Below are 12401 nucleotides of genomic sequence, written 5' to 3'. Positions count from 1 at the left end.
CAACGGTGCGCGGGGCGCACCCTACCAAGCCAATAACACCCCTAAGCCGATCATGACCGACCACCTCGACTCCCTGGAAACCCGTGACCCCGCACAGCGCGAACGTGACTTGATGGCACGTCTGCCAGAACTCGTTGCCCGCGCGCAGGCGGCGCCAGGCTGGGCGCGTATCCTGAAGGGCGTCAATGCCTCCGGCATCTCGTCGCGCGCCGCTCTCGCACAATTGCCGGTCACGCGCAAATCTGACCTGAAAGACCTGCAGCACAAAGATGCCCCCTTCGGCGGATTGACGACCACGCCGGCGCGCCAGTTGCGTCACCTGTTCATGTCGCCCGGCCCGATTTTCGATCCGGAAGGCACAGGCCAGGATTGGTGGCGTTTCGCCCGCCCGATGGCGGCGGTCGGCCTGCGCAAGGGCCATATCATCCAGAATTGTTTTTCGTACCACTTCACGCCCGCCGCCTTCATGGCGGAAGGCGGCGCGGCAAGGCTTGGCTGCCCGGTGATCCCGGCCGGCATCGGCCAGACCGAAATGCAGGTGCAGGCCATGGCGGAACTGAAGCCGGACGCCTACATCGGTACGCCGTCCTTCCTCAAGATCATCATCGAGAAGGCGCGCGAGATGGGCGCCGACATCAGTAGCGTGCAGCGTGCCGTAGTCGGTGCGGAAGCGTTGCCGCCCTCGCTGCGCAAGTGGCTGCAGGACAACGGCGTGCCGAACGTGCTGCAGATGTACGGTTCGGCCGATATCGGCAACATTGCCTATGAAACGCAGACCGGCGGCCAGGTCAATCCGGGCATGATCCTGGACGAAGACCTGATCCTCGAAATCGTCCGTCCCGGCACCGGCGATCCGGTCGCCGAAGGCGAGGTGGGCGAAGTGGTGATCACCTCCTTCAACCCCGACTATCCGCTGATCCGCTTCGGCACCGGCGACATGTCGGCGGTGATGTCCGGCGTGTCGCCCTGCGGCCGCACCAATACCCGCATCAAGGGCTGGATGGGACGCGCCGACCAGACCACGAAGGTGCGCGCGATGTTCGTGCATCCGTCGCAGGTGGCGGATGTGGTGAAGCGTTATCCGCAGATCGCGAAGGCTCGCCTCGTCGTCACCGGCGAGATGGCGAATGACGTAATGACACTGCACTGTGAGGTGGACGAACCGGCGGCGGTGGCGGTCGAAGCGATCGTCGAATCGATCCGCGATGTGACGAAGCTGCGCGGCGAAGTGAAGCTCGTCGGCCGGGGCTCGCTCCCGAACGACGGCAAGGTCATCGAAGACGCCCGCAAGTACGAATAAGCCGTTCGAAGGTATGCGCCGGCAGATGCCGGCGCATGTTCAGAACGGCTTCTTGACGACCTTGTCCGGGGACTTGCCCGGACGGTCGTTGACCACTTCATCCACGCCGCCAATATTGCGCAGGTCGGTATCGACCTGCCCTTCCTGCAGATCCTTGTAGGCCTGCCGCATATCGTCGCGCACTACGCTCCCCAGGTTGTCATCCGACTCGTCGCGTTCGTGCGGCAGCCGCGGCGTCAGGTGTCCGCTTCCCGGCCCCTTTGTGCTGACCTGATCTTGCTTCAAGGTGGTTTTCATGACAGCTCCCGATAATGTCAGGCAATATGTGTTCGAACGCAGGCGCAAGGAAAGATTCCCTTTTTCGCATGCAGTTTTGACAAGAGAAAAGCAAGGTTCCTTGACCGGGGGCATTGCTGTGCCGGGAAACGACACTGTGCGTGTTTTCACGACTTGCGGGAGCGTATTGCACGACATATCATTGCGCGCTTTGCGTTAGGATGATGCATGGCATCTCCCTACTGTTTCAACCCTTCATCGAGGCCAGCACCATGACGTACATCGATTCCGAATTCCACCGCGACAAAGCGCACGCGCTCATGAAGGAAGCCGAACTGATTTTCGATGCCGATGCCGTGCAGAAGGCGGTGGACAAGGTGGCGCAGCAGCTCAACGAACGCTTCGACAAGGACGACAGCGAGGCGTTTCCGCTGGTGCTGGGCGTGATGGGCGGCGCGGTCGTGTTCTGTGGCCAGCTGCTGACCCGGCTGACCTTTCCGCTCGAGTTCGATTACATGCATGTGACCCGGTATGGCAGCAAGGACCAGGGCGGCACCATCGAGTGGAAGGTGATTCCGCGCTCGAACGTGGAAGGACGCACCGTGATCGTGCTGGACGATATCCTCGATGAGGGCGAGACGCTCGCGCATGTGAAGGAGCGGCTGCTGCAGATGGGGGCGAAGGAGGTCGTCCTCGCCGTGTTCGCGGACAAGGATATCGGGAAGTCCAAGCCGTGCCGGGCGGATTACATCGGTCTCACCCTGCCCAACAAGTTTGTGGTGGGATACGGGATGGATGCGTACGGCTACTGGCGCAACCTGCCGGCGATCTGGGCAATCAAGACCGGAGGATAAGCGCCGTCAGAGGGATCCGGGCGGCCCCTTACCTGCCGCCCAGTTGGGCCAGCATCCGCGCGATTTCCGCCGCGGAATGCACGCCCAGTTTTTCCATCGCGTGATAGCGGTGCACCTGCACCGTCTTTTCGCTGATCTTCAGATCCCGCGCAATCAGCTTGTTCGGCTTGCCGGTGGCAACCAGCTCCACCACTTCGCGTTCCCTCGGCGTCAGCGTCGCCAGCACATCCTGCAGCACCCTGTCCTGCGCAGTCTTCCGGCACAGGTCGATGCAGCGTTGCACCGCGCGCGCGACAGTATCGAGCAGCGCCTGGTCGTTGCACGGTTTTTCGAGGAAATCGCAGGCGCCGTTCTTCATCGCCTGCACCGCGACCGGCACATCGCCGTGGCCGGTGAGGAAAACAATCGGTAACTGCACACCGCGCTCGCGCAGGATCTGCTGCAGTTCCAGTCCGCTGACCAGCGGCATGCGCACATCGAGCACGAGACAGCCGGGCAGGTGGCCGTCGTAGCCGTCAAGGAAGGTACGGGCAGAGTCGAAGAGCGCGACGCGCCACCCCGCCGAATCGAACAGGTATTCCATCGAGCGGCGAATGGCGGCGTCATCGTCCACGATGAACACGATTGCATCCTGTTCCTTCATGCGCTTCCTTTTTCTGGTGAAATGGGCAGGCTGAACCACACCGTCAAGCCTTTCCCGTCGCTGGTTTCATTCGCGGAGAGCGTGCCTCCGCATGCCTCGATGATGTTCTTGCTCAGCGAAAGGCCAAGTCCGAACCCGTCCGCCTTGGTCGTGAAGAACGGCTCGAACAGGCGCTCGATCTGGCCGGGTTGCAGCCCGCAGCCCCGGTCGCGGACAGCGACCCGGCATTGGCCCCCGTCGCGGACGATGTCGAGCGTGATCGGTTCATGCACGCAGCCGGCGTCCTGTTGCGCGTCGTAGGCGTTTTTCAGCAGGTTGAGCAGGACCTGTTGAAGCTGCACCCGGTCGGCGCAGACCGGGACAGGCCCGGTGGCGGGTTGGCGCAGCACGCGTGCGTGCGGATGCGCGCCGGCGAACATTGCGATCGCTTCATCCACTACCGGCACCAGGTCGAAGTTCTGAAGGCCCGGCGCGTTCTTGCGGGCAAATGCGCGGATGTTGCGGATGATGGTGGCGGCGCGCTCGCTCTGCGCGGCGATCTCGCCGGCGCCTTCCATCAGTGGTTCGGGCTCCATCCTTCCGGCGCGCACACGGCGCGCAATGCCGTTGGCATAGTTGCGGATCGCCGCCAGCGGCTGGTTCAGTTCGTGGGCAATCGCACTGGCCATTTCTCCCAGGATTGCCAGCCGCGCGGCATGGTCGAGCGCCGCCTGGCGGTTGCGTGCGTCGTCTTCCATGCGCAGGCGCTCTGCCTGGGCCGCCTGCAGGGCGCGCGTGCGCTGGTTGATCAGGTATTCGACGCGAATGGTATGGGCGATCCACGCCAGCAGCAGGCCCAAGACCAGCAGTATCCAGCCCCAGTAGCGGCGCGCCATTTCATCGAGCGCGTAGGTGCGCAAGGCGGCATAGCGGCCGATGCGCAAGTCGCGGTACAGGTCGTCCACCACCTGGTAATCGCCCGGCACGGTCCAGCTGTATCCGTCCGAGGAAGGCGGCATGGACAGCAGGGCCAGCGCCACCTGTTTGGCGAGTTCGCCCGAGGTATGGCGCAACGCGGCGAACGGCCAGTCGGGATACAGGCGCGTGGAAGACCGGCAGCGCAGGCCCGGGGCATCGACCGGCGCCAGCACGCGCAGCTCGCCGGCGGCGATCTCGCCGCGCGCGACCATCTGCTCGAGCATGCATGCGCGCACTACACCCGCGTCCGCTTTCCCTTCCCTTACGGCGTGGACGATCTGCTGCAACGGGAAGCCGACGAACTGCCATGCGCGGATATCGCTTTCCGGATCGATTCCTTCGCGCGCAAGTTCGCGCGCCGCGACCAGGTATCCGCCGAAGGCATCCGGCGCAACCGCTTGCACGCGCTTGCCGCGCAGGTCGAGGAGCGACCGCAGCGGCGCATCCTGCCGAACGACGATGGCGGAGCCGATGGACTGCGCCGGCGAGGCAGCCCAGGGCGAGGCGAGCGTCGCGATGCGGCTGGCGCCTTCGGTGTGTTCGAGGTCGACGTAATGGCCGCTGTTGGTCAGCACGAAATCCACCGTGCGCTCGCGCACGCTCTGCGTCAGTGCCGCGCGGTCGAAATCGAGCAGGGTGAACCGATGGCCGGGCACGCTGCGTTCCAGCCAATCCTTCATGTGCACCCAGTCCTCGGTGACTTCCTTGCTGCCCTTGAAGGCGAGCACACCGATCCTGACCGTGGCCGCGCCGCCATGGTCGGCTTGCGCCGGCAGCGATATGGCCGCCGCGAGGAGCAGCGAGGCGCAACGCGCGATCAGCGACGGCACACGCATGTTATTGATCCTGTCGATCATTCTTGGCACCAGAAGCAGGACGTATGCGTGCATTTTCACCGATTCGCAGAGCAACGATGAGCGCGCGCTTGAGCTGGGTCAAGAAATCGCGGAATCGGCTGCGTTGCGCAGGAGGACTGCACAGGATGGCGGCCGGATCAATAAGGCGGATTGCTTAGGCGGATAACGTCACGTCCGGATAACGGGCAAGCGACGCGGACGCTACAGTGATGGCAAGGTCCGGACGGGCCGAGGCAAACCACGTTCAGGAGAAGGCCATGCGTATCACCAGAAAAACACTCATCGGACTCGCCATCGTCATGTCGTGGGCGGGCGGCGCTGCCGCGCAGACCCTGTCCGACTGGAAGGCGCCCGACATCGACAAGCTCGCCGACGACAAGTACGGCAAGATGGTCAGGCAGGGCAAGACACTGATGGAACAGACCTACAAGTACCTGGGACCGGAGGTGGCAGACCCCGCCAAGCGCTTCGCGGGCAACAACCTGTCCTGCGTGAGCTGCCATGTGGATGCCGGCAGACGCAAGTTCGGCAATCCCTGGGTCGGCACCTTCGTCAGTTTTCCGCAGTACCGCGGCCGCGAGGATGCGATCTCGACGACCGAAGAACGCATCAATGGCTGCTTCGAACGCAGCATGAACGGGCGCAAGATGCCGGTCGACAGCGACGAGATGAAATCCATGGTGGCCTATCTTCACTTCCTGTCGAGCGGCATTCCGGTCGGGGCGAAACTGGAAGGCACCGGGGTGCCGCGCCTGAAGCTCATGGACCGCGCGGCTGACCCGGTTTCCGGAAAACAGGTGTACACGACCCATTGTCTCGCCTGCCACGGCGAAAACGGACAGGGTGTGCGGCGCGGGAAGGCCGGCGACGCCGAAGGCTACCAGTTCCCTCCGCTGTGGGGGCCGGACAGTTACAACACCGGCGCGGGAATGGCGCGCGGCATCCTGGCGGCGGGATTCATCAAGGGCAACATGCCGAGCGGCGTGACGCACGCGAACATGGTGCTGACCGATGAACAGGCATTCGACGTGGCCGCCTACATCAACAGCCAGCCGCGCCCGGTGAAGCCCAACCTGGAAGCCGACTTCCCGGCACGGAAGAACAAACCCGTCGACGCCGCATTCCCGCCTTATACACCGGGGTTCACGGCCGAGCAGCACAAGTACGGTCCCTGGAAGCCGATCCTGGAGGCGAAGGAGAAAGGGGCGATGCCGCCGAAATGACTGGCAGGGCGTTCCCGGGCACAGCGCCCGGGAATCTTCTGTACGCAAAACCATCGCCACGCATCCGCTGCCGCAGCGATAATGACGGGGTTCCCATCGTTCCGGTCCACGCCATGCACTGGCAAGAATTCCTCGCGCTGCTTACCCTCGCCACCGCCACCAGCTTCACCCCCGGCCCCAACACCACCCTCGCCACCGCACTGGCCGCCAACTTCGGCCTCAAACGCGCCCTGCGCTTCGTACTCGCCGTCCCCGTCGGCTGGGGCCTGCTGCTGACCGCCTGCGCGGCAGGACTGGGCTCAGTGATCGTCGCCGTCCCGCTGCTGCGTACCGCGATCAAGTTCATCGGGATCGGCTACCTGCTGTGGCTGGCGTTCCGCCTGAGCCGTTCCGCGCGGCTCTCCACAGCAGACGCATCCCGCCTCAACGTCACCTTCTGGCAAGGCGTGCTGCTGCAATTCGTGAACATCAAGGCGTGGATGCTGGCGCTGACGATCGTGGCCGGCTGGATCGCGGGCACCGGCGATGCAGCGCAGCGCTTCGCCCTCGTGTTGCCGGTGATGCTCTGCTTCGGACTGGCCAGCAACTTCACCTATGCATTGACCGGATCGCTGCTGCGCAAATGGCTGGCGAAGGGGCAGCGGCTGCTCGTCTTCAACCGCGTGATGGCGGCGCTTCTGGTCGTCACGGCAGCCTGGATGGCTGCGGTGTAGTTACGGCGTCACCTTGACGAGCTTCCCCGGCGCGGGCCACACGCCGCGTTCGATCGCCCGGCTGCCTTCGAAGGCCACCCAGCTCTGCGCGCCGTAGTGCGGCAGCGGACGAAGCAGCGCGCGCAATGCGTTGGCGTCGTCAGCGGAAACGACCGCAAGCGGCGCGCCTTCATTGCGAGCGACTGTCCATGCCTGCGCGCTGCCCTTGCCGGCAAGGCCGGGAGGGCGCGGAGGAAGGCCGGCACGCGCCAGCGCGGCATCCACATCCGCATGCAGTCCGGCCAGCAGGAGGGGCGTGCCGCCGTTCAGGGCGTCGAGCGGCACCACGCGCGGCGGCGTTTCGAAGAGGCGCTGTGCGAGCGCGTCAGCGGATTCGCGTACTTCCTGCGCATTGCTCGCAATGGCCATGCGCGGAGAACGCGCGATGGTCCACTGACGCAGGATGGGCGGCAGCTGGTCGCGTTCGAGTATGCGCCACAAACGCAGGTCGGGATCGGCGCGCACGCCGGACGGCGTGAAGGGGACCTCCAGGCTGACCTGCTCGCGCGGGCGCGCGATGTCGACCCAGCGCACTTCGGACGAATCCTTGAACACCAGTTCGACAGGCACGCGCAGCGCATAGGCCGGAGCGGCCTGTTCGAACGTGAGCTGCAGTCGCTTTCCGGCCTCCGTCATGCGCGCGTCGGTGAGGGTGGCCGCCGGCCCGCCGGCACGGTTGAGCCACTGGTCGAAGAATTCGCCCAGGCGTTTTCCCGAGGCTTCCTCGAACGCTGCGCGCAGTTCGTTCCAGCCGGCGCGCCTGAAGCGCTGCTTTTCCCAGAATGCGCGTATCCCCTTGCCGAACGCTTCCTCTCCGATGGTATCGCGCAGCATGACGAACAGCATCGCCGATTTGCCGTACCCGACCGCGGCGGCGGCGCCATGCGTGCGTGAACGGAAATCGGCCAACGGCGTATGGTCGCCCGCCGGCACCGAGGCGAAATCGCGCAGCCAGCCGAGCCGCATTTCGCGTGCCGCTTCGGCGGAGTCCTGCTCCTTGTACGCATAGTCGGCCATGAAGGTGGTCAGGCCTTCGCTCCAGTTGCCCTTTGCATAGTCGACATAGACGCCGTTGCCCCACCAGTTGTGCAGCACTTCATGCCCCAGCGAGGTGGCGCGGATGAAGGGCAGGCGGATCACGTCGGCGCCGAGATAGGTCAAGGTCGGCATGCCGAAACCGGTCGGCAAGGGACTGGCAACGACGGAGAATCCGGCGAAGGGATAGGCGCCGATCTGCGCCGCATAGCGTTCGAGATAACGGCGCGTGTCGTCGAGATAGGCGTCGGCGAGGCCGGGGATGGCGTCGAGCTCGCGCGTGAAGTAGGTGCGCAGGCGAAGCGCATCGCCGCCGGCGCGCGGCGCCATCTTCTCGCGCACTATCCATGGCCCTGCCATGAGGTCGATGCCGTCCGCGGGTTGGTCGAATTCGAACGTGGCGCGGTAGCTGGCTGCGTCCGGGGTGCTTTCCGAGGCCAGCCTGCCGGGAACGATCGCGCGCTGTCCCGCAGGCACCGTCACGTTCAGGCGATAGCTGAACAGCGATGCCGGCGGCGGATACCACGCGCCGCCAGCAGGCAGGAAGCTGCCTTCAGGGGAGGTCATCGGCGGCAGGCCGCGCAGCACCCCGCGATGGTCGAGGCTGCGATCCAGTGCGGGCAGGGTGCCGGCATATTCGATGCGCATCCTGTCGGCGCCTGCGGGAAGGGGAAGCCGCCATTCGCGCACACCGCCGTCGCTCGGACCTGCGGACGCCCTGATCGTCCTGCCGCTCGCCGATGCTGACGTAATGCTCAGCGCCTCATGCAGCAGGAAGCGGAATTCCTTCGACGCCGGGACGACATCCGCCACTGCCTTGAAGCGCCGCGTCGCGGGATCGAGCTCGACCTGCAAGTCGAGCTGCGCAGCATGCGCGAGCGTGCCGGCCAGCGACAGCAGCAGGGCGCCAAAGAGCGTTCTCATTGTTTCACCGGGAACTTGACCACGATATCCAGCAATTCCTCGCCGCGCTTGATGCGCATCGGCAGCCAGGTGCCGGGCGGCTGGCGACGCACCGAGGCGGCAACCTGCGGCGCCTTGCCGACGGCGATGCCGGCTATCTCCAGCAGGCGGTCGCCGACCTTCAGTCCGGTGCGCTCTGCCAGGCTGCCCGCCGTGACTTCGCTCAGGCGCACGCCGCCTTCCACGTCTTCGAGCCGTACGCCGAGACGCGGCGGCTCCGGCTTTTCCTCCGGCTGCAGCGGCAGCGCAAACACGGCATTGGCGATGCCGGCAGGGATTTCCTTGCACTCGGTATCGGCAGGCGTGGCGACCAGCGTGCCGATGTTATTAATGCCGAGGTCGCGCAACTGGTGCGGGATGCCGTGACCGAAGCGCAGGTGGCCGCTGCCGACGATGCCGACCGCCAGCGGTTTGTCGCCGGACTTGACGCGCCTGGCCAGCGCCTCCGCCATCGCGCGGTCCCAGGTGGTCTGCGACTCGACGAAGCGTCCGAACGACGCATCGGTCTTGCCCGGCTTGTCGCCCTTGGCCCCATGCACGCCCGCATGCATGCGGAAGACGTCGAACAGATAGTCGCGGTACGCCTCCGGCGGCGGCGCCGCGCGGCCCACGCCTTCACGCGCCGCTTCCGGCACCTGGTCCCAGCCTTTCTCGCGGATTGCCTTGTTGAGCGTGTTGTCGACGTTCAGCGCGACCATGGGAATGCGGTTGATGCGCGCGAACTGGAACAGCGGCACATACAGGTCGGGCGGCGTGTTCCATACCTTGTCCCATTCCGCCTGTTCGAGGAACTGCTTGAGCGTCAGTTCGCCCTTGATCCAGCGGTCCAGCACCGGCTGCAACCGGCGCGGGAACATCTCGAAGCCGATCACCATGTTCGGCCGCAGCACATGCAGGGCGGAGAGCATCTGCACCTGCCAGCGGTGGTGATCGTCCTCGTCGTGGTATTCGCCGAGCAGGACGACGTCGCGCCTGGCCATGTCGGCGACGATGTCCGCCGGCGGAACGGTGCGCGTCTCGGCCTTGTCGAGCAGGGTCCACGCGGCGGGAGTCAGGCAGCTTGCCGGGGCGGCGTACGCGAGCGGTGCTGCGACGGAGACGGCGAACGCCAGCGGCAAGATGCGACGGATGAAGTGGTTCATGATCGGTTTCCTAGCCTTCACGCAACTTTCACCCTTGCAGGGTAGGGGATGTCAACGTCCGGGGGAATGATCAGGATCTACCAAACCACAAAATCCCGGTTATCCCCGTGCGGCGCGCGCCTTGGTCAGTTCCATCATCGGCTGTTCGAAGCCCGCGCGCGGGACGGTTTCGCCGCTGCGGTCCGCCAGCTTGTCCGCATTCCCGGCAAGCACTTCCGCCGCATCCGGCCGCTCGCCGACATGGAAGCCGTCGGTCAGCGTGATGTTGGAGCGGGAGAAGGTGCCGGCGCCGGCGCACAGCACGGTCTTCGTCGGGCCGTCCTGCGACACCAGCCAGATCATGCCGGGCGTGACGTTTTCCGGCTTCAGCAATTCGAGGTCGTCCGCGCCCAGGATGCCTTCCGTCATGCGTGTCGCGGCCGTGGGCGCGAGGCAGTTGACGCGGATGTTGAACTTCTCGCCTTCCAGCGCCAGCGTCTGCATCAGGCCCACCAGCGCCATCTTGGCCGCGCCGTAATTGGACTGACCGAAGTTGCCGAACAGGCCGGAGGACGAGGTGGTCATCACGATGCGGCCATAGTTCTGCTGCTTCATGATTTCCCACACTGCCTTGGTGCAATACACGGCGCCCATCAGGTGGACATCGACGATCGCGCGGAAATCGTCGAGGCTCATCTTCGAGAAGGTCTTGTCGCGCAGGAAGCCGGCGTTGTTGACGAGGATGTCGACGCGGCCCCATTCCTTCATCGCCTGGTCCACCATTTCCTGCACGCTGGCCGGGTCGGTGACCGATGCCGCGCTGGCGATGGCCTGTCTGCCGGCCGCGCGGATTTCGGCAACGACGCTCTCCGCCGGCGTCATCGCATTGCCCGAGCCGTCGCGCGCCACGCCGAGGTCGTTGACGACGACTTTCGCGCCGCGGGCCGCAAGCTGCAAGGCGTGCGAACGGCCGAGGCCGCCGCCTGCGCCGGTAACGATGGCGACCTGGTTGTCGAAGCGGATGGGTGTGCTCATGTCTCTGGTCTTGGAGTTGTGGAAAGTAATCAATGGTATCGGAATTCCTGAAGACCGGCCGGGCGGGGGTATTCGGAGGGTGTTGGCTAAATGTCATTCATTCCTGCAGCTAAATCGTCCATACTCAGCAATAGCGTTTAACGTTCAACGACAAAGGAGGAATGCCATGCCCTCAGGAAAAATCCTCGTCGCGCAAGGCGGCGGCCCTACCGCAGTCATCAACCAGTCGCTGGTCGGCGTGACGCTCGAAGCGCGGCGTTTCCGCAGCGTTGAACGAATATACGGTGCATGGCATGGCGTGCGCGGCATCGTCAACGAGGACTTCGTCGATCTCACGCAGGAAACCAGCCACAACCTGGAGATGGTGGCCAACACGCCGTCCTCGGCGCTGGGATCGACGCGCGACAAACCGGACATGAAGTATTGCCAGGAAATCTTCGAGGTGCTGCGCGCGCACGAGATCGAGCACTTCTTCTATATCGGCGGCAACGATTCCTCGGACACCGTGCGCATCGTCAGCCTCGAGGCGCAGAAGGCCAACTATCCGCTGCGCTGCATCCACATTCCCAAGACCATCGACAACGATCTCGTCGGCAACGATCACACACCGGGCTTTCCGTCGGCCGCGCGTTTCGTCGCGCAAGCCTTTGCCGGCGCGAATCTCGACAATGCCTCATTGCCCGGGGTCTACGTCGGCGTGGTGATGGGCCGGCATGCCGGTTTCCTGACGGCTGCCTCCGCATTGGGCAAAAAATTCCCCGACGACGGCCCTCACCTGATCTACTTGCCTGAGCGTACGTTCACGGTCGACAAGTTCCTTGCCGACGTGAAGGCAACCTATGAGCGATTCGGCCGCTGCGTCATTGCCGTCTCGGAGGGTGTCCACGACGCGTCGGGCGCGCCCATTGCGACCCTGCTGGCGAAGGACGTGGAGCGCGACGACCACGGCAACGTGCAGCTGTCGGGCACCGGCGCGCTGGCCGACCTGCTGTGCGAGGAGATCAAGTCCAGGCTCAAGATCAAGCGCGTGCGCGGCGACACCTTCGGCTACCTGCAGCGCTCCTTCATCGGCTGCGTATCCGACGTCGACCAGCGCGAAGCGCGCGAGGTCGGCGAAAAGGCGGTGCAGTTTGCGATGTGGGGCGACCGCGACGGCTCGGTGGCGATCAAGCGCACCGGCTTCTACTCCGTCGATTACGAGTTGCTGGAACTGGAAGCGGTCGCCGGCAAGACGCGCACGCTGGAGGACGAGTTCATCGCGCCGTCCGGCACCGACATCACCGATGCCTTCCGCCTGTACCTGCGGCCGCTGCTCGGGTCGAAGATGCCGGATGCCTTCCGCCTGCGTTCCAACCCCGTTCCCAAACGCATGAACCGCGGCTGAC

At 64.9% G+C, this 12401-nt stretch carries 11 protein-coding genes; 5 read left to right on the top strand and 6 right to left on the bottom strand.

The genetic code is table 11. The features are described from left to right. The first annotated feature begins 52 nt into the window (after positions 1 to 52). On the top strand, positions 53 to 1300 hold the full coding sequence (locus AC3WOY_RS11585; RefSeq protein ID WP_492423845.1) for a phenylacetate--CoA ligase family protein: 1248 nt from the start codon (positions 53 to 55) through the stop codon (positions 1298 to 1300). A gap of 39 nt (positions 1301 to 1339) precedes the next feature. Here the strand turns inward: AC3WOY_RS11585 and AC3WOY_RS11580 are convergent, their stop codons facing one another. After that, positions 1340 to 1597 (bottom strand): hypothetical protein, encoded by a 258-nt coding sequence (locus AC3WOY_RS11580; protein WP_492423843.1) that lies wholly within the window; start codon positions 1595 to 1597, stop codon positions 1340 to 1342. A gap of 251 nt (positions 1598 to 1848) precedes the next feature. Here AC3WOY_RS11580 and AC3WOY_RS11575 point away from each other — a divergent pair, with 251 nt between their 5' ends. After that, the gene (locus tag AC3WOY_RS11575; protein ID WP_492423841.1) at positions 1849 to 2430 is read left to right on the top strand and encodes a hypoxanthine-guanine phosphoribosyltransferase; all 582 of its coding nucleotides are present in this window, start codon (positions 1849 to 1851) and stop codon (positions 2428 to 2430) included. Positions 2431 to 2458: 28 nt separating this feature from the next. Here the strand turns inward: AC3WOY_RS11575 and AC3WOY_RS11570 are convergent, their stop codons facing one another. Then, on the bottom strand, positions 2459 to 3073 hold the full coding sequence (locus AC3WOY_RS11570; RefSeq protein WP_492423839.1) for a response regulator transcription factor: 615 nt from the start codon (positions 3071 to 3073) through the stop codon (positions 2459 to 2461). Next, positions 3070 to 4887: a sensor histidine kinase gene (locus AC3WOY_RS11565; protein WP_492423837.1), complete on the bottom strand. Its 1818-nt coding sequence runs from the start codon at positions 4885 to 4887 to the stop codon at positions 3070 to 3072. Before AC3WOY_RS11565 ends, AC3WOY_RS11570 begins: the two co-directional genes overlap by 4 nt. A gap of 257 nt (positions 4888 to 5144) precedes the next feature. On the opposite strand from AC3WOY_RS11565, the gene AC3WOY_RS11560 reads away from it, so the two are divergent. Further along, on the top strand, positions 5145 to 6110 hold the full coding sequence (locus tag AC3WOY_RS11560; protein WP_492423835.1) for a c-type cytochrome: 966 nt from the start codon (positions 5145 to 5147) through the stop codon (positions 6108 to 6110). 113 nt (positions 6111 to 6223) lie between these two features. After that, complete coding sequence (locus AC3WOY_RS11555; protein WP_492423833.1) at positions 6224 to 6823, top strand: LysE family translocator; 600 nt, start codon at positions 6224 to 6226, stop codon at positions 6821 to 6823. Here the strand turns inward: AC3WOY_RS11555 and AC3WOY_RS11550 are convergent, their stop codons facing one another. The 3 genes from AC3WOY_RS11550 to AC3WOY_RS11540 form a co-directional block, all read right to left on the bottom strand. Beyond that, positions 6824 to 8821, bottom strand: coding sequence for a M1 family metallopeptidase (locus tag AC3WOY_RS11550; RefSeq protein WP_492423831.1), 1998 nt, complete (start codon positions 8819 to 8821; stop codon positions 6824 to 6826). It abuts the gene before it with no gap. Beyond that, the gene (locus AC3WOY_RS11545; protein ID WP_492423829.1) at positions 8818 to 10002 is read right to left on the bottom strand and encodes a ChaN family lipoprotein; all 1185 of its coding nucleotides are present in this window, start codon (positions 10000 to 10002) and stop codon (positions 8818 to 8820) included. Before AC3WOY_RS11545 ends, AC3WOY_RS11550 begins: the two co-directional genes overlap by 4 nt. A gap of 99 nt (positions 10003 to 10101) precedes the next feature. After that, positions 10102 to 11016 carry an SDR family NAD(P)-dependent oxidoreductase gene (locus AC3WOY_RS11540; protein WP_492423827.1) on the bottom strand — a complete coding sequence of 305 codons (915 nt, stop codon included), beginning with the start codon at positions 11014 to 11016 and terminating at the stop codon, positions 10102 to 10104. Positions 11017 to 11182: 166 nt separating this feature from the next. Here AC3WOY_RS11540 and AC3WOY_RS11535 point away from each other — a divergent pair, with 166 nt between their 5' ends. Further along, the gene (locus AC3WOY_RS11535; protein WP_492423825.1) at positions 11183 to 12400 is read left to right on the top strand and encodes a 6-phosphofructokinase; all 1218 of its coding nucleotides are present in this window, start codon (positions 11183 to 11185) and stop codon (positions 12398 to 12400) included. Position 12401 lies beyond the last annotated feature (1 nt).

The sequence above is a fragment of the Noviherbaspirillum sp. FW303-A3 genome (assembly GCF_058788695.1).
Note: the sequence above shows the minus strand (reverse complement) of the source record. Positions and strands in the feature narration are given on the sequence as shown.